The sequence below is a fragment of the Pseudomonas sp. MWU13-2100 genome, from assembly GCF_023242365.1.
GTDB lineage: Bacteria > Pseudomonadota > Gammaproteobacteria > Pseudomonadales > Pseudomonadaceae > Aquipseudomonas.
Genome location: NZ_JALLIX010000004.1, coordinates 17,786 through 37,847, shown reverse-complemented (window position 1 = coordinate 37,847; position 20,062 = coordinate 17,786). Strand labels below are relative to the sequence as shown.

The following is a 20,062-nucleotide window of genomic DNA, read 5'->3' as shown; positions in this document are numbered from 1 at the left end:
CTTCCAGCTGAACCCCGGGAAGCGCTCCGTCACAACCGATGTAGCCAAGGCTGGCAAGCCCCGCGTAGCCATTTCCATACCAAGCCATGTCGGGCAGGAGAGATCATGAGTACGGATCCAGTCGTTGCTGCCGATCATCCGGCGATCGCCTCAAGCGGCCTGAGCAAATGGTTTGGCGAAGGCAGTGCACGCATGCAGGCGGTCGATCAAGTGGCACTGGTCGCCGGGTTTGGCGAAATGGTGTTTATCGTCGGTCCTTCCGGCAGCGGCAAGACTACCTTGTTGAGCATGATCTCCGGCATCCTGCGCCCCGATGCCGGCACGGTGAGCATCAATGGCCAGGATATCTGGAGTTTGGACACCGACCAACTGGCCGAGCTGCGCCTCAATAACATCGGCTTCGTGTTTCAGGACTATCACCTCTTTGCACGCTTGACCGCCGCCGAGAATGTCGCGATTCCGCTGATTCTCCAGCATCACGACTGGAACGATGCCATCGTCCGGGCCAGGCAGAGCCTGGAAGTGGTCGGTCTCAAGGATCGCGGGGATATTCTGCCGGTCAAGCTGTCCGGCGGCGAACAACAGCGCGTGGCCATTGCCCGGGCGATTGTCGGCGAGCCACAGATTCTGATCTTCGACGAGCCGACCGCGTCCCTCGATGGCGATACCGGGAAAATGATCATCGCCTTCGTCAAGACCCATATCCTCAACCAGCAGCGATGCATCCTGATCGTCACCCATGATGCGCGGATCAACGAGTACGCCGATCGCATCATTCACATGGAAGACGGGCGCATCACCGAACTTGAACGGGTCGCCTCATGAAAAACCGCCTGCTGTTCGGTGTGGCTGTACTCGGTGTCCTGGCCGGTCTGGTGGCCGCCTATCTGTTTGGGCGCGTTCCGCAGACGCCGCCGCCGGTCTTCGCCCCGGCGAGCAGTCCCTATGAGACCGCGATTTATGCCAACGGCATTATCGAGAGCGAACAGTCCGGCGGTTCCGACATCGTGATTTACCCGCAGGTGGCTGGGCCGGTAACGCAATTGTTGGTGCACGAGGGACAGAAGGTGACCCTGGGGACGCCGTTGGTCACCCTTGACGATGCCGTACCCAGGGCCAATTACGAGTTGGCGCAGGCCAATCTGAGCACGGCCCGGGACCAGTACAACAAGCGTCTGGCCTCCTACGGCATGGACCCCAAGTCGATCAGCAAGGATACCCTCGACACCGCCAGGGACACGGCGGCCCAGGCCCAGGCGGCATTGAAGGCCGCGGCGGCGACGCTGGCGCAATATGCGCTCAAGGCGCCCGCCAATGGGGTGGTGTTGGCCATCAACAGCACCGTCGGCAGTTATGTGTCGTCCCAGGGCGCCTATAACACCTACACCGAGGGTTTCACGCCGTTGCTGATCATGAGCTCCGAGCAGGATCATCTGGCTGTGCGCTGTTACATCGACGAGATCCTGATTGCCCGCTTGCCGGCCCCTGAACATATCCGCGCGCAGATGCAGATCCGTGGGACGGAGATCAAGGTGCCGCTGGAGTTCGTGCGGGTGCAGCCCTATGTGTCGCCGAAAATCGAGTTATCCGATCAGCGCCAGGAGAAAGTCGACCTGAGGGTCTTGCCGGTGATTTTCCGCTTTGAGAAAAAAGACCTCCCGATGGTGTACCCGGGGCAGTTGGTCGATGTTTTCATAGGGCGGAAATAATGGACCAGCCGTGCGTGTTTCGTCCGATACGGCCCGGTGGCCGCTGGCTGATTCTCGGCCTGTTGACGCTGACCAGTGCTTGTACCCTGGGGCCGGATTTCTCGCGCCCGGCAGCTCCGGCGCAGGAGGGATATATTCGCGATCCGGTCAGCGCTACCGTGGCCGCGCAGGGGCAGGCGCAGCGCTTTTTGTCGGGGGCCGAGGTCGCGGCCGACTGGTGGCGGCTGTTCCAGTCCGCCTCGCTGGATGCGGTGGTACATCAGGCGATTGCCAACAACATGACCCTGCAGGCGGCCGAGGCCAGCTTGCGGCAAAGTCAGGATACGCTGTTGGCCGGCTATGGGGTTTTCTACCCGCACCTGGATGTTCACGCGGGAGCCGACCGTGAGCGCAGTGCACCCATCCAGCAAGGTCTGGGTACCAAGGGGGCGATCTTCAACGTTGTGACCTTGAGTGGCACGATCAGCTACACCCTCGATATTTTCGGCGGCGAACGGCGAACCGTGGAGGGCCTGCAGGCCCAGGTCGACCACCAGACCTGGCTGACCCATGCGGCTTACCTCACCTTGACCGCCAATGTCGTCAACACCGCGATCGCCCGCGCGGCTTATGCCGCGCAGATCCAGGCCACTGAGCAACTGATCGAACTGCAAAAACAGCAGTTGCAAACCACGCAGGTGCAGGTACGCAGCGGTACGACAGCGTATTCGGCGATCCTCAGCTTGCAAAGCCTGATCGCCAGCAACGAGGCGCTGTTGCCGGCCCTGCGGCAGAAAGTCAGCCAGGCCGAGCATTTGCTGGCCACCCTGGAAGGCGTTGTGCCGTCTGAGGTCAAACTCCCGGATATCCAGCTGACCGGGCTGTCGTTACCCAAGGATCTGCCGGTCAGTCTGCCTTCGGTACTGGTCCGCCAGCGCCCGGACATCCTTTCCGCCGAAGCGCAACTGCACCAGGCCAGTGCCGCTATCGGGGTGGCCACGGCGGCGATGTTTCCCAGCTTCAGCCTGACGGGCACCTATGGCACTGCCGGGTCGAGCCCCGGATCACTGTTCGCCGGTGCGGGGCGCTTCTGGAGTGTCGGGCCGTCGATCGATATCCCGCTGTTCCAAGGTGGCCGCCTGTGGTTTGGCCGCAAGGCCGCGATCGATGCCTATCAGCAGGCCGCGGCGAGTTATCGGGAAGTGGTGCTGGAATCTTTCGCCCAGGTCGCCGATACCCTCAAGGCGCTGGAGTTCGATGCCCAGGCCTTGCAAAAGCAGGCCGAAGCCCAGGCCGCCGCCGCAGAGGCCTTGCGGTTGTTGCAAGCCAACTATCGCTCGGGCCTGGTGACCTATCTGGATCTGCTGGCCGCCGATGTGCAACTGCATCAGGTCAACATCGCCTATTTGCAGGCGCTCGCCCAACGTCATCAGGACACCGTCGGCCTGTTCGTTGCCCTGGGGGGCGGCTGGTGGAATCGAGCCGCCGCTACCAGCAGCAGGCCCGGCCCATGAAGCACTTCGGCATTCTGCGCATAGGCTTCAAACTCCTGGTCAATGACCGCTCAAAGTTTTCCGCGCTGCTGGTGGGCATTACCTTTTCGGTATTCCTGATGATGCAGATGACGGCGATGTTTGCCGGGATCCTCAACCGGGCCTACTCGACAGTGACCAATATCGGCGCGGCGATGTGGGTCCTGGACCCTGCCGTGAACACCCCGACCAGCGTCATCCCGCTGCCGGATTACCTGCTTGACGCGGTGCGCAGCATGGACCAGGTGCGCTATGCCGTGCCGATTTTCATCGGCGGCGCCCAGGTCAGGCTGGCCAGCGGCACTTACCAGTCGGTCAGTGTGATCGGCCTGGACGACACCAGCCTGTTTGGCCGGCCGGAACTGGAGCAGGGAGCCATCGAGGATATCTATGCCGAAAACGCGTTCATCATGGTCCACGATGCCGAGTTTTCGAAGCTGGAGAATCCCAGGATAGGCACCGCCTTCGAGCTCAATGATCATCGCGGCACCATCGTCGGCATTGCCAAGGTACTCACCAGCGGCCTGACCGGAGTGCCGACGCTCTACACCACCTACAGGCGTGCCATCGAATACCTGCCGACCACCCGGTTCACCATTTCCTATATCCTCCTGGACCCCCGCGATGAAGCGGCCGTGAGCCAGATCAAGCAACAGGTCTCGAAGTTGGGTTACATCGCCTTGACCAAGGACGAGTTCAACCAGCGGATCGCCAATTACTACATCTATCAGACCGGGGTGGGCACCAATATTCTGATGATGACGATCATCAGCTTTCTGGTCGGCTTGTCGATTTCCGGCCAGACCTTCTACACCTTCATCCTGGAAAACCTGGACAAATTCGCCGCGCTCAAGGCCATTGGCGCCAAGAGCCGTGAACTGATCTACATGATCCTGTTCATGGCCACGTTCACGGCGATGACCGGTTATGGACTGGGCATCGGCCTGGTCACGCTGATGATCTCCGTGGCGCGTTCCAACCTGCCCAGCTATGCGGCCATCATCACGTTCTGGAATCTCGGGCTGGCCTTCGTCATGGTGCTCCTGATCGCCGGGGTCTCCAGCTATGTGGGTATCCGCAAGGTCCTGAGAATCGAGCCTTTCGATATTTTCAGGGGCTGAAGGGCGGGCTGCTCGGGTGGGGCTGCAAGCCTCCCCGTTGATAAATATCAACAGCCCATGCCCGTCAAGAGAGGATGAATAGAACACTTAAACTGTGTTCAAAGAGACGACCATGCGAATGACATTTCTTGGTGCGGCGGGTACGGTCACAGGTAGCAAGTACCTGCTGGAACATCACGGCAAACATGTGTTGATCGATTGCGGCCTGTTCCAGGGCTACAAGCAGCTGCGCCTGCATAACTGGGATTCTTTCGGCCTGCCGGTGCGCGATCTGGATGCCATTGTGCTGACCCACGCCCACCTGGATCACAGCGGCTACCTGCCGGTGCTGGTGCGCAATGGTTATCGCGGCCCGGTCTATGCCACCGCCGCGACCTGCGAATTGGTCAAGATCCTGCTGCTGGACAGTGGGCGTTTGCAGGAAGAAGAGGCCGAGTTCGCCAATCGCCATGGTTTCTCCAAGCATGCCCCGGCGCTGCCGTTGTACACCGAGCAGGACGCCGAGCAGGCGTTGAAGCTGTTGCGACCGCTGGCGTTGCACCACAAGGTCGATATCGCCCCGCAGCTGAGCCTGCGGTTGCGCGGGGCCGGGCATATCCTCGGTGCCGCCAGCGTGGAAATCGTGGCCGATGGCGTGACCTTGGTGTGTTCGGGCGATCTCGGGCGGCCGAACGATCCGTTGATGTTCGCGCCGGAAACCATCGAGCAGGCGGACTATCTGCTGGTGGAGTCGACTTATGGCGACCGTCGGCACCCGGTCGAGGACCCGGAAGAGAAATTGGCCGAGGTCATTACCCGTACCGCGTTGCGCCACGGTATCACCCTGGTACCGTCGTTCGCGGTCGGGCGTGCGCAGTTGCTGATGTATTACCTGTATCGGTTGAAGCAAAAACACGCGATCCCGGACTTGCCGATCTACCTCAACAGCCCCATGGCAACGGATGTCACGCGCCTGTATGAGCGCTTTCGCGATGAACACCGTTTGTCATCGGAAGAATGCCGGGGCATGTGCGAGGGCACGCACTTCGTGCATTCGACCCAGGAGTCCATCGATCTTGACCAGCAGCGCATCCCGGCGGTGATCATCGCCGCCAGCGGCATGGCTACCGGCGGGCGGGTCCTGCACCACCTCAAGTCATTGGCGCCGAACCCGCTCAATACCCTGTTGATCCCTGGCTTCCAGGCCGGCGGCACGCGCGGTGCGCATATTGTCGCGGGGGCGCCGTCGGTGCGTATCCACGGCCAGGATGTGCCGATCCGAGCCGAAGTGGTGCAGATGGACAGCCTGTCCGCGCATGCCGATGCCGATGAAATCATCCAGTGGTTGCGTGGGTTCCAGCGGCCGCCCAAGCATACCTACGTGGTCCATGGCGAGCCCAATGCCGCGGATGTGTTGCGTCAACGCATCAGCCAGGAACTGGGCTGGTCGGTGTCGGTGCCGGAGTATCGCGACGGCGTCGAACTCAACTGAGCCCGTCGGCGGGAGAGCGCTGCCCTGACGAGCTGTCGGGTGCGCTGGTTGGCCAGGGGGTCAGCACGATCGCCCCCTTGACCGCTCCGGCCCTGAGTTGCGCCAAGGCCTGGTTGGCCTCGCCCAGGGGAAAAACCGTGACGTCGCAATGCACCGGTGTGCGTCGGATCTCGTCGAAAAATGCCGTGCCGTCGTCGCGCGTCAGGTTGGCTACCGAACGTATGCAACGTTCGCCCCACAGCAGCCGATAGGGAAAACCTGGCACATCGCTCATATGAATACCGGCACAGATCACACAGCCGCCCCGGACAGTGGAGGCCAGCGCCTGTGGGACCAGCGGGCCGACCGGGGCAAAGATCAGGCTCGCGTCCAGCAGATGGGGTGGCGGCTGGTCCGAGGGGCCGGCCCAGGTCGCGCCGAGTGCCCGAGCGTAAGCCTGGCCTTCAGTGTCCCCGGGCCGGGTGAACGCATAGACCTGCTGTCCCCGGCCCAGCGCCACCTGGATCGCCAGATGGGCCGCCGCGCCGAAGCCGTAGAGACCCAGGTGTGGCGCCGTGCCGGCCAAGCGCAGGGCACGAAAGCCGATCAAGCCGGCGCAGAGCAGGGGGGCCGCTTCAGTGGCACTCATGCTTTCGGGCAGGGCAAAGCAGAATCTTGCATCGGCCACTGTGTATTGCGCATAGCCGCCGTCCAGGTGACAGCCGGTGAATTGCGCTTGCTCGCAAAGATTTTCCCGGCCCGAGCGGCAGAACTCGCATTCCCCGCACGTCCAGCCCAGCCAGGGCACACCGACCCGCTGGCCGATCCAACTGGAGGCGACATCGCTGCCGACAGCGATCACTTCGCCGACGATTTCATGCCCGGGCACCCTGGGTAGCACAGCCTGGGGCAATTCGCCGTCCAGCAGGTGCAGATCGGTGCGGCACACACCACAGGCCAACACCTTGATCAGCAGTTGCCCTTGCGCTGGATGCGGAATCTGCCGTTCCTCCGATTGCAGGGGCTGGCCGGGGGAGTGCAGGACCATGGCATGCATGAGGATTCTCCATAGGCAGTGGTCTTGAGGCCGCCCTGGTTGAGCAAGAGCGGGCGCTGCGCATTGCTCGTAGGAGCATAGGCCTTGTAGACCCGGACACACACCTCGTTTACGCGCGGATCTGATCCAGATCAGTTATTGGCCGAAACTTTGATCCATGCTGCCTGGACACCTTCTCCCTGGAGGAAGTCTCCCATGAGTCCTTACGCAGCACGTCTGAAGAAAACTGTCGTGGCCCCGTCAGTTCAGCCCCATGCGCCGGCTCGATGGCCGGCCAATGAGACCATCGCGCTGATCTTTGACGATATCGCCGAACTGCTGGAGGTCCAGGGCGCCAACCCTTTCCGAATCCGTGCCTACCACAACGCCGCACGGACGCTCCGGGGGCTGACCTACGAGCTGGCGAAACTGATTGCCCAGGGCAAGCAACCGGAAAAGCTGCGGGGCATCGGCAAGGACCTGCTGGGCAAGATCCAGGAGATCACCACCACCGGTGATTGCGCCCTGCACCAGCGCCTGCGCGAATCCATGCCGGGGCTGGTGCAACTGCTGGCCATTCCGGGATTGGGGCCTAAAAGGGTGCAGCATCTCTATCAGGAACTGGGCATCCAGACCCTGGAGCAACTGAGCGAGGCGGCCAGCCAGGGGCGTATCCGGCATTTGCGCGGCTTTGGCGCGGAGACGGAAAACCGCCTGCTCAAAGCGGCACAAGGCTCCGTGGGCGAACGGCGTTTGCCGTTGGCCTGGGTGGCGCCGCTGGCCCAGCGGTTGTGCGAGTACCTGCAAGACTTTCCGGGGGTGCGGACCGCCGCCGTGGCCGGCAGCCTGCGTCGCATGCGCGATACGATCGGCGATATCGATCTGCTGGTGACGGCGCCTCCCGATATAGCGGTCATGGCCCATTTCCTGCGCTACCCCGCCATCAAGACGCAGCTACAGCAAGGACCGACGCGGGCCAGCGTGATCCTCGACGACGGTCTGCAAGTCGACTTGCGCGTGGTCGACCCCGCAGTCGAAGGGGCGGCGCTGCTGTACTTTACCGGCAGCAAGGCGCACAACATCGCCCTGCGTCAGCGGGCCAAGAAGCATAACCTGAAGCTCAGCGAGTATGGGCTTTTCAGCGGAATCCAGTGCCTGGCCAGGGCCAGCGAGACGCAGGTCTACCTGGCCCTGGGGCTGCCCTGGATCGCGCCCGAGCTGCGCGAGGACCGCGGTGAGATCCTCGCCGCGCTGAATGGGCAACTGCCTTGTCTGATCGAATCAGGGGATATCAAAGGCGATTTGCACGCCCATACTCCGCTCGACGGTGGTCCCCGCGCGCTGGAAGACATGGCGCTGGCGGCGCGCGCCGCAGGTCTGGAATATCTGGCAATCACCGATGATTCGGCATTCCTGCAGGGCGAGCGGGGGCCTGAGTTCGAGCGGCTGGAGCAGCAGATCGAGCAGATTGATGCCATCAACCGGCGATTGTCGGGTATCACCTTGCTCAAGGGGCTCGAAGTGGAAATCCTCGAAGATGGTCGCCTGGATGTGCCTGACAGTCTGTTGGCGCACCTGGACCTGGTGGTCGGGGCGGTGCGCAAGCATTTCACGTTACCTTCAGCGCAGCAGACCCGCCGCCTGCTGCGCGCCATGGAACATCAGTACTTCACCCTCCTGGCCCATCCATTGTGCCGCTTGATAAACGAGCGTGGGCCCCTGGCCATGGATTTTCCGGCAGTGGTCAAGGCCGCGGCGCGGCGTGGATGTTGTCTGGAACTGAATGCGCAGCCCCAGCGCATGGATCTGTTCGACCTGCAGTGCCAATACGCTCGCGATCATGGCGTGCTGATCAGTATCAGCGCCGACGCCCGGATTGGCGCTGACTTTGGCTACCTGCCTTATGGGGTCGGCCAGGCCCGCCGAGCCTGGCTGGAGAAATCACAGGTGCTCAATACCCGCTCGCTGGTGCAGCTCGGGGATTATCTTCGTCGCGTCCGTGGCGACGCCTGAGGGGCTGTCGGAGACGATAATGTGGCGCAACTCGGCGGTGGGAGCCAAGGGCATCAGGGCAGGGAACTCCTCGGGTGTGAGCGTTTCCTTCTCCATCAACAGCTTGGCACCGCTATCCAGCTCGGCGCGCCGCTGGTTGAGCAGTGTCTTGGCCCGCTCATAGGCCTCGGCGAGCAAGGCGCGAATGCCCAGGTCGACTTCCCGGGCGGTCTGTTCCGAGTAGTCTTTTTCACCCATGCCAGGCAGGCGCTCGCCCAGATAAGTGGGCGACTGCCGTTCCAGCACTGATTGGCCGAGCTCGGCGCTCATGCCGAAGCGAGTGATCAACTGCCGGGCGATATCGGTGGCGCGTGCCAGATCGTCGGCCGCGCCGGTGGAGATCTGGCCGTAGACGATATATTCGGCCGCGCGTCCGGCCATCAGCACCACAATTCGATCCTTGAGCATCTGGCAACTGATCAGGAAGTGATCCTCGGTCGGGCGCTGCAAGGTGTAGCCCAGCGAGCCGGCGGCACGAGGGATAATGGACACTTTGTGCACCGGGTCCATCCCGGGTAAGGTCGCGGCTGCCAGGGCATGCCCCATCTCGTGATAGGCGACGATCAGGCGTTCCTCGGGATGCAGCAGGCTGCTTTTGTGTTCAAGGCCGACGACGATGCGTTCGACCGCGTTGGTGAAGTCTTGCAGATTGACGCTCAAGCCTGCGCGGCGGGTGGCGACGATTGCGGCCTCGTTGACCAGGTTGGCCAGGTCGGCGCCGGTGAAACCAGTGGTGATATCGGCAATGCGTTCGGCATCCGTGCCGGGGTCCATGGTGATTTTTTTCAGGTGGACCTTGAGAATGGCCAGGCGCCCCTTGCGATCGGGACGGTCGATCAGGATCTGCCGGTCAAAGCGACCGGCACGCAGCAGGGCCGGATCAAGAATTTCCGGACGATTGGTCGCCGCCAGCAGAACCACCCCTTCACGGGGGTCAAAGCCATCGAGCTCCGCCAACAACTGATTGAGCGTCTGTTCTTTTTCATCGTTGCCCCCCAGGGCTCCCACACCGCGTGCCTTGCCCAGAGCATCCAGTTCGTCGATGAAAATAATGCAGGGGGCGGCCTGCCGTGCCTGCTCGAACAGGTCACGGACACGGGCAGCGCCCACGCCAACGAACATCTCGACGAATTCGGAACCCGAGATGGAAAAAAATGGCACGCCGGCTTCACCGGCAATCGCCTTGGCTGCCAGGGTCTTGCCGGTGCCTGGGGGCCCGACCAGCAACGTACCCTTCGGAATATGGGCGCCCAGGCGCGAGTATTGTTCCTTGTCCTTGAGGAAGGAGACGATTTCCACCAGTTCGGCCTTGGCCTCGTCGATGCCGGCGACATCGGCGAAGGTCACCCCGGTATCGCGCTGGACAAAAATCTTGGCCCGTGACTTGCCGACATTCATCATTCCGCCGAGGCCCTGTTTTTCGGCCATGCCGCGGAACAGGAAATGCCAGACCACCATGATCATGACAAAGGGCAGCAGCCAGCCAATCAAACCCGTGAGCAGGGTGTTTTCGTTGACACCAGAGAAGCTGGCATTGGATTGTGCCAGTTCGGTCGCCAGCGCGGGATCGACGCGTACCGTGGTGAACCGGTCATGGCCATTGATGGGCTCTTGCAACTTGCCGCTGATCTGATCCTTTTCGACCTGCAATTCACTGACTTTGTGCGCATCCAGCAGTTGGAGGAACTGGCTGTAGGGCAGGCTTTCAACGGTGTGTTGTTGACCGAGGAACATCTGCAGCGCGGCAAACACGAGTAACGCAACAAAAAAATACGACAGGTTCCATTGATGAGTCTTTTTCATGACCTTGGCCCAGGGAGGAAGAGATGGGAGGGCGACGTTTTCAAACCCGGTTTATCTAACGGGCGGGTGGGTTGTTCATGACAGACCGCACCAGGCCGGTCACACCTGTTTTTTTTACGCTGTAGGGCCGGGAAATCATTGAGTTATATCAACAATGCCTGGATCTGTAGTCCGCGGGGGCTGTCCTGGTGGCGAAGGCTCGAATCAGGCGTTCGTACCGTTAGTTGATAAAGATCAGCGTTCCGTTTTTTCAAGCCCCGATACTTTCCGGACATTCTGGTTTTTCAAGTGCACTTCATCGAGGGCAATACCATGAACAAGTTCCTATCTGTTGCGGTACTGGGTGTCATGCTGGCGGCGACCGCCGGTTGCAGCCAGCAACATGTTCGTGAAATGGATGCGCGTCTGGATTCCGCGCAAAGCAATGCCGCGTCGGCCCGCTCGAAGGCTGATGAAGCTTATGCGAAGGCCGACCAGGCGATGGCCGCCGCCGCTCAGGCGCAACGCACGGCTGACGAGGCCAATGAACGGGCCAACCGCATGCTGGAAAAAGCCGTCCGCAAGTAAGGCGGTTTTGCAATCCGGCCAGGGAGGCTGGGTTGCCGCTCTGCTCTACAGTCCTGGTCGATCGTGGTGCATCCGGTTCGAAAAACGGGGCTATCAGCCGATTGGCGAGCAGTAAAAAGCCCCTGCCGGCATTCCGGCAGGGGCAAAGTACTTACCCAGTCAGTCGCCTTTGATTGGTACGACTTTTTCCGCCTTCATGGCTTCGGCTTTCTTCGGCAAGGAAATGTTCAATACACCTTTACTGAAGTGGGCTTCGATCTTTTCCGCCTCGACGGAGGTCGGCAGGTTGAAGACACGCTCGAAGCTGCCGTAATGGCGTTCGGTCATGTGATAACCCTTGCGCTTTTCTTCCTTGTCCTCTTTCTTCTCCCCTTTGATGATCAAGCTGCCATTGGACAGTTTGATTTCAATATTTTTCTGATCCATGCCGGGGAGTTCCGCAGTGATTTCGAAGCTCTTGTCTTTCTCGACGATATCCACGGCCGGCATTGCGTGAGTAATCAGTTCCCGACGCCAGAACGGCTCCACATCGAACAGGCCACGTCCAAAGGAGGGCAGTCCGGAGCCATGGGTGAAGTCTTCAAACAGGTGATCCACTTGTTGCCGCAGTTTTTCCAGAGGGCGCCACAGGTCAGTGGTTACCGGGTGGTGGCTGGCCTTGTCTTCGGTCTGCAGCGGCATTTTTTTCACGGAATTAGCCATCGTCACATCTCCTCTTGGGTGAGCCTGGCTGGGCAAGCGTCCAGGTCGCTTGTCTCGCCCGGCAAAGCGGGATCGATTCGACAGTCCTGACAAGGTCGGTTTTCCCGACCGCGACTTCCAATCGATACGGAACCGTGGGGACACGGCTACTTACTGTCCCCGTGAAGGCGTTCGACGTGCTTGATTTAGATCACACAGAGGGCAAACAGATGTTGATGGGGTTTACCCCAGACCTCTGCCGGGCATATCGATGGCATGTTGCTGCACCCGTCGGTACAGCGTTGCCCGGGAGATACCCAGGGCCTTGGCCGCGGCGATGGGTTTCCAGCGATGACGCACGAGGGCATCGATAAGTGCCTGACGTTCCGGACTGGCGCAGGGCTCCACCGCGCCATCGGTTGCCGGAACATCGGGGCCGCCACCCAGCAGTTGCCCGGGCAGGTCGCTCAACACAATCAGGTCGCTCTCGCACACTGCGCAGGCGTAGCGCAGCACATGACGCAGCTCGCGCACATTGCCCGGCCAGCGGTAACCGAGCAGACACTCCAGTGCGCTGACCCCCAGTCGCATCGATACCCCGCAGGCTCGTGCTTCTTCATCGAGTATCTGGTTGATCAAGGCCAGCCGATCACTGCGCTCACGCAAGGGGGGCAACTGGAAACGTGCGCCACTGAGACGAAAGTACAGATCCTCGCGAAACGCGCCAGCCTGCACCAAGTCTTCCAGACCGCGATGGCTCGCACAGACGACCTGAATGTCAATCGCTTTGCTGCGTGACGCCCCCAGGGGCGACACTTCGCCTTCGGCCAGTACCCTGAGCAGCCGGGTTTGCAGGGCCAACGGCATATCGCCGATTTCATCGAGAAACAGCGTGCCGCCATCGGCTTGTTCCAGGAGTCCTTGCATGCCCTTGCTCGACGCACCGGTAAAGGCTCCGGCCACATAACCGAACAGCTCGCTTTCAATCAGGCTTTCGGGAATTGCCGCGCAATTCACCGCGATAAAGGGCTGTTCACGGCGAAGACTGGCCCGATGCAACTGGCGGGCGAAGACTTCCTTGCCGGAGCCAGTCTCGCCTTGGATCAGAATCGGCAAGTTGCGGTCCTTGACCCGGATTGCCAGGCGCAGGCTTTCTGCCAGTCTCGGGTCGAGTTCGGTGGCGGGCGGCAGCAGACGCGAGGCATGAGGTTTTGCCCGACGTGGCGCGCTGAGCCGTCCATGCACGACATGATCGTCGCTGTGACAGTGCAGCAGGCAGAGCGCGCCGTCTCTGGCGCGATGCAACAACCGCTGTTCGAATACCTGCCCGATATGTTCCGGTAGTTGGCCGAAGCTATGCAGCAGCCATTGTCGCGCTGCGGGGTTCAGTGCCTGCAACTGGCCGTCATCGTCCCAGGCGAACAGGTAGTCGGGGTGGCTGTCGACGTAGCCCGGGCTGTGGTGGGCCCGCAGCACCCAGTACCCCTGAGCGCTGCTCATGAAAAAGGCTTGCTCTATTTCCTCTGCGCTCTGTACCACCATCTGGCGGATCAGGTGTTGCGAGCGCCGGTCGTCGGGTGAGCGTACCGCCGAAACGTCGAGTACCCCGAGCAGTTCGCCGCGAGGATCGAAGACCGGCGCGGCAGAGCAGGTGAGTCCAATAAACGCCGCGCGGAAGTGATCACGCTTGTGCACTGTGATCGGTGTCCGCGCGGTCAGTACCGCGGCGACGCCACAGGTACCTTCCTCGCCCTCCGACCAACAGGTGCCCAGATACAGGCCGGCTTTGCGGCAGTCGTTGCGGATCGCGCTTTCCACGCGGTAGTCGATGGTCCGGCCTTGGGCGTCAGTGAGTAGCACGCAGTAGTCGGCGGCACGCACGCGGCCGTGGAGGCGGGCGACCTCTTCACTGGCGATGCGCAGGAACAGCTCGGAGCGCTCGCGGCACTCGCGCAGCAGGCTCTGCGAAAGGATCCGCGGCCCTTGCAACGAGCCCGGGTCCAGATGGTGTTGCTCCATGGAGCGGCGCCAGGAATCGAGTATCAGGTCCGACACCGGCAGCTGCGGCAGGTGCGCGGCGTTTTTCAGAACACGGCTGACGCAATCCACATGCGCCTTTGAATGTGCGCAAAGCATTAGGGCCTCCGGATCCAGCTTCTTGTAGTTGTGCGGCTATTAAGCGCCGTTCATGGCGGGGCGACAAGCGCAGGTTCATCAACGCCGCCGATGAGACGCGACGTCTCACGGTCTCTGCGCCAGCCCTTGCCGGCTGATAGGGAGCGTCTCAAGCGAGGCTGCTTCCGAACAGCCGAACAGCCCTTGAAAAGCGCTCTGGAACAGCCATCTTCGCAGGTTTTCGCGGACCTGGCACCGGCCTTGCTCTACCCCTTGCAACCAGTGTGACTGGCAACCCGATAATAAAAAGAGGTGCCCCATGTCCTCCTTCCGAGACCCATTCCCCGTTCCACCCGCGGTGGCAACATGAGTCGCGTGCCGCTGACAGTCGGCATCATTGCCAACCCGGCGTCCGGTCGGGATGTCCGCCGGCTGACGGCGAATGCCGGGCTGTTTTCCAGCACCGACAAGGTCTCGGTGATCCAGCGGTTGCTGGCGGCGTTTGGCGCTACCGGTGTCGAGCGGGTGCTGATGCCCACCGACATGACCGGTATCGCCGCGGCGGTGCAGAGGAACAGCCATGGCCGCCAGGCTCGCGACAGCCACTGGCCGACGCTGGAGTTCCTCGACCTCACCTTGCGCCAGAGCGTGGCCGACACCCGCCAGGCCGCACGCTGGATGGCGGAACGCGGTGTGTCGCTGATCGCCGTGCTCGGTGGTGACGGCACCCACAAGGCGGTGGCGGCCGAGGTCGGCGACATTCCACTGTTGACCCTGTCCACCGGAACCAACAATGCCTTCCCGGAACTGCGTGAAGCCACCAGCGCCGGATTGGCCGGGGGGCTGTTCGCCAGTGGGCGGATTCCTCCCGAGATTGCCTTGCGTCGCAACAAGCGCCTGCGGGTGCAGGTGCCGAGTCGCGGCCTTTGCGAAGTGGCGCTGGTGGATGTGGCTGTGTCCTCGCTGGCCTTTGTCGGGGCCCGGGCAATCAGTCGCGCAATCGATCTGGCCGAGGTGTTCGTGACCTTTGCCGAACCCCAGTCCATTGGCATCTCGGCCCTCTGTGGCCTGTGGTTTCCGGTCTCGCGCCAAGCCCCGGGCGGTGCCTGGATGCGTCTTGATCCGCACGCCCCCGATGCCCTGCTGGTGCCACTGGCACCGGGCTTGCTGCAAGGCTGCGGTGTCCTCGCCGCCGGCAGCCTCGAGCCCGGGGTCGCCCACCACCTGTGCCTGAGCAGCGGCACCCTCGCTCTGGATGGCGAGCGGGAAATCGAATTCAACGCCTTCGACCGTCCCAGCGTGACCCTCGACGCCGGCGGGCCGCTGAGCATCGACGTGCCGGCGGCCCTGGCCCATGCCGCCCGCCAGCGGCTGCTGGCCATCGGCCGCGAGCATCCGCAACACCCTCTGAACCTTGAGTCCCAAGACACCCTGGAGAATAAAAATGTCGACACCGCTGAACGCTGAACAATTGCTCCACGCCTACCGGGTGATGCGCACCATCCGCGTCTTTGAAGAGCGCCTGCATGTGGAGTTCGCCACCGGCGAAATTCCCGGCTTCGTCCATCTTTATGCCGGTGAAGAGGCTTCGGCCGCCGGGGTCATGGCGCACCTGCGGGATGATGACTGCATTGCTTCCAACCACCGTGGTCATGGTCATTGCATCGCCAAGGGCGTTGATGTGCACGGGATGATGGCCGAGATCTACGGCAAGAAAACCGGGGTCTGCCAGGGCAAGGGCGGCTCCATGCACATCGCCGATTTCGAGAAAGGCATGCTCGGCGCCAACGGCATTGTCGGTGCCGGTGCGCCGCTGGTGGTGGGGGCGGCGCTGGCCGCCCGGCTCAAGGGGACCGACGCTGTCGCCGTGGTGTTCTTTGGCGACGGCGGCTCCAACGAAGGCGCGGTGTTCGAGGCGATGAACATGGCCTCGGTATGGAACCTGCCCTGCCTGTTCATTGCCGAGAACAACGGCTATGCCGAGGCCACTGCCTCCAACTGGTCGGTGGCCTGCGACCACATTGCCGACCGCGCCGCCGGTTTTGGCATGCCCGGGGTCACGGTAGACGGCTTCGACTTCTTCGCCGTTCACGAAGCCGCCGGTGCCGCCGTCGAGCGAGCCCGGGCAGGCGAGGGACCTTCGCTGATCGAGGTCAAGCTGACCCGCTACTACGGCCACTTCGAGGGCGACGCCCAGACTTACCGGGGGACGGACGAGGTCAAGTATTTCCGTGAGCACAACGATTGCCTGATGCAGTTCCGCGAGCGAACCACCCGCACCGGGCTGGTCGATTCCGGCCAGCTGGACGACATCGATGGCGAGGTCGGGCAACTGATCGAAAACGCCGTGCGCAAGGCCAAATCCGACCCCAAGCCGAGCGCGGCCGACTTGCTCACCGACGTCTACGTCTCCTACCCCTGAACACCCCTATAACAAGAATCGAGACCATCATCATGGCGAGAAAAATCAGCTATCAGCAGGCAATCAACGAAGCCCTGGCCCAGGAGATGCGCCGCGATCCCAGCGTGTTCATCATGGGCGAAGATGTCGCCGGCGGTGCCGGTGCACCCGGTGAAAACGACGCCTGGGGCGGGGTGCTGGGGGTGACCAAGGGCCTCTATCATCAATTCCCCGGGCGCGTGCTGGACACGCCACTGTCGGAGCTGGGCTATGTCGGTGCCGCGGTAGGCGCGGCGACCTGTGGCGTGCGCCCGGTGTGTGAGTTGATGTTTGTCGACTTTGCCGGTTGCTGCCTGGACCAGATCCTCAATCAAGCGGCCAAGTTTCGCTACATGTTCGGCGGCAAGGCCTCCACACCGTTGGTGATTCGCACCATGGTCGGCGCGGGCCTGCGCGCGGCCGCCCAGCACTCGCAGATGCTCACCTCGCTGTGGACCCACATTCCTGGCCTGAAAGTCGTCTGTCCGTCCTCACCCTATGACGCCAAGGGCCTGCTGATCCAGGCTATCCGCGACAATGACCCGGTGATTTTCTGCGAACACAAACTGCTCTACAGCATGCAGGGCGAGGTGCCGGAAGAGCTCTATGGCATCCCGTTCGGCGAGGCCAACTTCCTGCGCGATGGCAAGGACGTGACCCTGGTCTCCTACGGGCGCACGGTCAACACGGCAATGGACGCCGCCCGCAGCCTGGCCGGGCGCGGCATCGACTGCGAGGTCATCGATCTGCGCAGCACCAGCCCGCTGGATGAAGACAGCATTCTTGAAAGCGTGGAAAAGACCGGGCGCCTGGTGGTGATCGACGAAGCCAACCCCCGATGCTCCATGGCCACCGATATCTCGGCGCTGGTTGCGCAAAAGGCCTTTGCCTGGCTCAAGGCACCGATTGAAATGGTCACCGCGCCGCATACACCGGTACCGTTCTCCGATGCCCTGGAAGACCTCTACATCCCTGACGCGGCCAAGATCGAAAACGCCGTGCTCAAAGTGATCGAATGGAGCAAGCGCTGATGAGCCGGATCCATACCCTGACCATGCCCAAGTGGGGCTTGTCCATGACCGAGGGCCGTGTCGATGTCTGGCTCAAGGAGGAGGGGCAGGCGATCGACAAGGGCGACGAAGTGCTGGATGTGGAAACCGACAAGATTTCCAGCAGCGTCGAGGCGCCGTTTTCCGGCGTGCTGCGTCGGCAGATCGCGCGCCAGGATGAGACGCTCGCCGTCGGCGCCTTGCTTGGCATTGTGGTCGAAGGCGAAGCCAGCGAGACGGAGATCGATGCGGTGGTCGAGCAGTTCCAGGCCATGTTTGTGCCGGCCGATGCCGCTGAGCAAGACGGTGGACCCAGACCGCAAAAGGTCGAGCTGGACGGGCGGCTGATCCGCTTCTTCGAACGTGGCGAGGGTGGCGAGCCGTTGCTGCTGGTGCACGGGTTTGGCGGTGATCTGAACAACTGGTTGTTCAATCACGAGGCATTGGCCGCCGGGCGCCGGGTGATTGCCCTCGACCTGCCGGGTCATGGCGAGTCGAGCAAACAGCTGCAGCGTGGCGACCTCGATGAACTGAGTGGAGTGTTGCTGGCGCTGCTCGACCATCTGCAGATCCCGGTGGTGCATCTGGTCGGGCACTCCATGGGCGGTGCCATATCGCTGAACACCGCACGCCTGGCACCGCAGCGGGTGCGTTCCCTGACACTGATCGGCAGCGCCGGCCTGGGAGAGCATATCAATGATGAGTACCTGCAAGGCTTTGTCGAGGCGGCCAGCCGCAATGCCCTCAAGCCGTCGCTGGTACAGCTGTTCTCGAATGCGCAGATGGTCAATCGGCAGATGCTGGAAGACATGCTCAAGTACAAGCGCCTGGAGGGGGTGGATGCAGCCCTGCGCTTGCTGGTTGCCAAGCTGTTTCCCGATGGCCGGCAAACGCAGGATCTACGCGGTGTGGTGCAGGAAGGCCGGCAGCCGGTGCTGCTGATCTGGGGCAGTGATGACGCGATCATTCCGGCGGTCCACGGCGAGGGGCTGACGGCCCGGATCGAGATCCTCCCGGGACAGGCCCACATGGTGCAGATGGAGGCCGCCGAGCAGGTCAACCGGTTGATCCTGGATTTTGTGCAGCAGCACTGACAAGTCCCCGGCCCCCTTGTGGGGGCCGGGCCAACGCTTTCAAGGAGATTGTGCGATGAAACTTTCAACCCATCCGCTCCGTAGCATGCGTGCCGCTGTCTGGCATGGCCGCAATGATATCCGCGTCGAAGACGTTCCGCTGCCCGTGTCACCGCCCGCCGGCTGGGTGCAGATTCGTGTGCAGTGGTGCGGGATTTGCGGGTCCGACCTGCACGAGTACGTGGCCGGGCCGGTGTTCATTCCGGTGGACGCACCGCACCCGCTCACCGGGATCAAGGGCCAGTGCATTCTCGGCCATGAATTCTGTGGCGAAATCGTCGAAATCGGTGCCGGCGTCCAGGGTTTCAGCGTCGGTGAACCGGTGGCCGCCGATGCCTGCCAGCACTGCGGGACCTGTTATTACTGCACCCATGGGCTGTACAACATTTGCGAAAACCTGGCGTTCACCGGTCTGATGAACAATGGCGCGTTCGCCGAGTTGGTCAACGTACCGGCCAACCTGCTTTACAAATTGCCGGCCAATTTTCCCGCTGAAGCCGGGGCGCTGATCGAGCCCTTGGCGGTGGGCATGCATGCGGTGAAAAAGGCTGGCAGCCTGCTGGGTAAAAATGTCGTGGTGGTGGGCGCGGGGACCATCGGTCTGTGCACCATCATGTGCGCCAAGGCGGCGGGCGCGGCTCAGGTCATTGCCCTGGAGATGTCCGGCGCGCGCAAGGCCAAGGCGTTGGAAGTCGGCGCCAGCCAGGTGCTCGACCCCAAGGCGTGCGACGCCCTGGCTGAGGTGCGGCGACTGACCAACGGGCTGGGGGCGGATGTCAGTTTCGAGTGCATCGGCAACAAGCACACGGCCAAGCTTGCTATCGACCTGATCCGCAAGGCCGGCAAGTGTGTGCTGGTGGGTATTTTCGAGGAGCCCAGCCAATTCAATTTCTTCGAGCTGGTCGCGACCGAGAAGCAGGTGCTCGGCGCACTGGCCTACAACGGTGAATTTGCTGATGTCATCGCTTTTATCGCCGACGGTCGCCTCGACATCACGCCGCTGATCACCGGGCGTATTCAACTGGAGCAGATCGTTGGACAGGGCTTCGAGGAGTTGGTGAATAACAAGGAGCACAATGTGAAAATCATCGTGTCGCCCGCTCGCGTCTGAAGCATCCACAAGAACCGCTTGGCGATGACCGTTGGCGGTCATCGCCCTGATGCCTCTTCGCCGTCGGTTGGATCCTGTCATCGCTCTGTGAACCGCTGTCGGGATGGTCTACAAAAGTCTTATGGCGCATCAATCTATTGGGTGCCGGCCAACCTGAAAATCCCCCTCTTTTCAAGGCACCGTTAATTCAAACCTGCGGAATTCATTGTTTTGACATGAGTTTTCGCGTGTTGGATGCGGCGTGTCATGGGATGGATTGTATCGTTTGTGAAATATATGACCGG

At 61.9% G+C, this 20,062-nt stretch carries 15 protein-coding genes and 1 pseudogene; 12 read left to right on the top strand and 4 right to left on the bottom strand.

Features of this window, described 5'->3' with window-relative positions; all coding sequences use genetic code 11:
• Positions 1–105 precede the first annotated feature (105 nt).
• The 5 genes from M5B99_RS04340 (at position 106) to M5B99_RS04320 (ending at position 5,812) form a co-directional block, all read left to right on the top strand.
• Positions 106–825 (top strand): ABC transporter ATP-binding protein, encoded by a 720-nt coding sequence (locus M5B99_RS04340; RefSeq protein WP_248802812.1) that lies wholly within the window; start codon positions 106–108, stop codon positions 823–825.
• Positions 822–1,709, top strand: coding sequence for an efflux RND transporter periplasmic adaptor subunit (locus M5B99_RS04335; protein WP_248802811.1), 888 nt, complete (start codon positions 822–824; stop codon positions 1,707–1,709). The genes M5B99_RS04340 and M5B99_RS04335 overlap by 4 nt, the downstream gene beginning before the upstream one ends.
• Positions 1,709–3,202: an efflux transporter outer membrane subunit gene (locus M5B99_RS04330; RefSeq protein WP_248802810.1), complete on the top strand. Its 1,494-nt coding sequence runs from the start codon at positions 1,709–1,711 to the stop codon at positions 3,200–3,202. Before M5B99_RS04335 ends, M5B99_RS04330 begins: the two co-directional genes overlap by 1 nt.
• Positions 3,160–4,341 carry an ABC transporter permease gene (locus tag M5B99_RS04325; RefSeq protein ID WP_248802809.1) on the top strand — a complete coding sequence of 394 codons (1,182 nt, stop codon included), beginning with the start codon at positions 3,160–3,162 and terminating at the stop codon, positions 4,339–4,341. Before M5B99_RS04330 ends, M5B99_RS04325 begins: the two co-directional genes overlap by 43 nt.
• 112 nt (positions 4,342–4,453) lie before the next feature.
• Entirely contained in the window at positions 4,454–5,812 is a 1,359-nt protein-coding gene (locus tag M5B99_RS04320; protein ID WP_248802808.1) for an MBL fold metallo-hydrolase RNA specificity domain-containing protein, read from the top strand.
• A gap of 55 nt (positions 5,813–5,867) precedes the next feature.
• Here the strand turns inward: M5B99_RS04320 and M5B99_RS04315 are convergent.
• Positions 5,868–6,848, bottom strand: a pseudogene (locus M5B99_RS04315) (zinc-dependent alcohol dehydrogenase family protein); the annotation flags it as partial.
• A gap of 195 nt (positions 6,849–7,043) precedes the next feature.
• Here M5B99_RS04315 and polX point away from each other — a divergent pair.
• Positions 7,044–8,840, top strand: a complete 1,797-nt coding sequence (polX, locus tag M5B99_RS04310) for a DNA polymerase/3'-5' exonuclease PolX (RefSeq protein WP_248802807.1) — start codon at positions 7,044–7,046, stop codon at positions 8,838–8,840.
• On the opposite strand, the gene ftsH is transcribed toward polX, so the two are convergent.
• On the bottom strand, positions 8,769–10,682 hold the full coding sequence (gene ftsH / locus M5B99_RS04305; protein ID WP_412548690.1) for an ATP-dependent zinc metalloprotease FtsH: 1,914 nt from the start codon (positions 10,680–10,682) through the stop codon (positions 8,769–8,771). The genes polX and ftsH overlap by 72 nt on opposite strands.
• 312 nt (positions 10,683–10,994) lie before the next feature.
• Between ftsH and M5B99_RS04300 the strand changes: the two genes are divergently transcribed.
• On the top strand, positions 10,995–11,249 hold the full coding sequence (locus M5B99_RS04300; protein WP_248802972.1) for an Lpp/OprI family alanine-zipper lipoprotein: 255 nt from the start codon (positions 10,995–10,997) through the stop codon (positions 11,247–11,249).
• Between the two features lie 159 nt (positions 11,250–11,408).
• On the opposite strand, the gene M5B99_RS04295 is transcribed toward M5B99_RS04300, so the two are convergent.
• The gene (locus tag M5B99_RS04295; protein WP_248802971.1) at positions 11,409–11,951 is read right to left on the bottom strand and encodes an Hsp20/alpha crystallin family protein; all 543 of its coding nucleotides are present in this window, start codon (positions 11,949–11,951) and stop codon (positions 11,409–11,411) included.
• A gap of 222 nt (positions 11,952–12,173) precedes the next feature.
• Entirely contained in the window at positions 12,174–14,066 is a 1,893-nt protein-coding gene (locus M5B99_RS04290; protein ID WP_248802806.1) for a sigma-54-dependent Fis family transcriptional regulator, read from the bottom strand.
• Between the two features lie 345 nt (positions 14,067–14,411).
• Here M5B99_RS04290 and M5B99_RS04285 point away from each other — a divergent pair, with 345 nt between their 5' ends.
• The 5 genes from M5B99_RS04285 to M5B99_RS04265 all read left to right on the top strand — a co-directional run bounded on the left by M5B99_RS04285 (position 14,412) and on the right by M5B99_RS04265 (position 19,778).
• Entirely contained in the window at positions 14,412–15,512 is a 1,101-nt protein-coding gene (locus tag M5B99_RS04285) for an ATP-NAD kinase family protein (RefSeq protein WP_248802805.1), read from the top strand.
• Complete coding sequence (locus tag M5B99_RS04280) at positions 15,490–16,467, top strand: thiamine pyrophosphate-dependent dehydrogenase E1 component subunit alpha (RefSeq protein ID WP_248802804.1); 978 nt, start codon at positions 15,490–15,492, stop codon at positions 16,465–16,467. Before M5B99_RS04285 ends, M5B99_RS04280 begins: the two co-directional genes overlap by 23 nt.
• Before the next feature lie 32 nt (positions 16,468–16,499).
• Positions 16,500–17,516, top strand: a complete 1,017-nt coding sequence (locus tag M5B99_RS04275; RefSeq protein ID WP_248802803.1) for an alpha-ketoacid dehydrogenase subunit beta — start codon at positions 16,500–16,502, stop codon at positions 17,514–17,516.
• Positions 17,516–18,628: an acetoin dehydrogenase dihydrolipoyllysine-residue acetyltransferase subunit gene (locus tag M5B99_RS04270; RefSeq protein ID WP_248802802.1), complete on the top strand. Its 1,113-nt coding sequence runs from the start codon at positions 17,516–17,518 to the stop codon at positions 18,626–18,628. Before M5B99_RS04275 ends, M5B99_RS04270 begins: the two co-directional genes overlap by 1 nt.
• Positions 18,629–18,713: 85 nt before the next feature.
• Entirely contained in the window at positions 18,714–19,778 is a 1,065-nt protein-coding gene (locus tag M5B99_RS04265) for a 2,3-butanediol dehydrogenase (RefSeq protein ID WP_248802970.1), read from the top strand.
• Positions 19,779–20,062: the final 284 nt, after the last annotated feature.

What these genes read in the sequence shown, in the direction of transcription:
- M5B99_RS04280 (WP_248802804.1), top strand. Translation starts at nt 15,490, where the DNA reads ATGTCGACACCGCTGAACGCTGAACAATTGCTCCACGCCTACCGGGTG.
- M5B99_RS04265 (WP_248802970.1), top strand. Translation starts at nt 18,714, where the DNA reads ATGCGTGCCGCTGTCTGGCATGGCCGCAATGATATCCGCGTCGAAGAC.
- M5B99_RS04330 (WP_248802810.1), top strand. Translation starts at nt 1,709, where the DNA reads ATGGACCAGCCGTGCGTGTTTCGTCCGATACGGCCCGGTGGCCGCTGG.
- ftsH (WP_412548690.1), bottom strand. Translation starts at nt 10,682, where the DNA reads ATGAAAAAGACTCATCAATGGAACCTGTCGTATTTTTTTGTTGCGTTA.
- M5B99_RS04320 (WP_248802808.1), top strand. Translation starts at nt 4,454, where the DNA reads ATGCGAATGACATTTCTTGGTGCGGCGGGTACGGTCACAGGTAGCAAG.
- M5B99_RS04290 (WP_248802806.1), bottom strand. Translation starts at nt 14,066, where the DNA reads ATGCTTTGCGCACATTCAAAGGCGCATGTGGATTGCGTCAGCCGTGTT.
- M5B99_RS04275 (WP_248802803.1), top strand. Translation starts at nt 16,500, where the DNA reads ATGGCGAGAAAAATCAGCTATCAGCAGGCAATCAACGAAGCCCTGGCC.
- polX (WP_248802807.1), top strand. Translation starts at nt 7,044, where the DNA reads ATGAGTCCTTACGCAGCACGTCTGAAGAAAACTGTCGTGGCCCCGTCA.
- M5B99_RS04335 (WP_248802811.1), top strand. Translation starts at nt 822, where the DNA reads ATGAAAAACCGCCTGCTGTTCGGTGTGGCTGTACTCGGTGTCCTGGCC.
- M5B99_RS04285 (WP_248802805.1), top strand. Translation starts at nt 14,412, where the DNA reads ATGAGTCGCGTGCCGCTGACAGTCGGCATCATTGCCAACCCGGCGTCC.
- M5B99_RS04270 (WP_248802802.1), top strand. Translation starts at nt 17,516, where the DNA reads ATGAGCCGGATCCATACCCTGACCATGCCCAAGTGGGGCTTGTCCATG.
- M5B99_RS04340 (WP_248802812.1), top strand. Translation starts at nt 106, where the DNA reads ATGAGTACGGATCCAGTCGTTGCTGCCGATCATCCGGCGATCGCCTCA.
- M5B99_RS04295 (WP_248802971.1), bottom strand. Translation starts at nt 11,951, where the DNA reads ATGGCTAATTCCGTGAAAAAAATGCCGCTGCAGACCGAAGACAAGGCC.
- M5B99_RS04300 (WP_248802972.1), top strand. Translation starts at nt 10,995, where the DNA reads ATGAACAAGTTCCTATCTGTTGCGGTACTGGGTGTCATGCTGGCGGCG.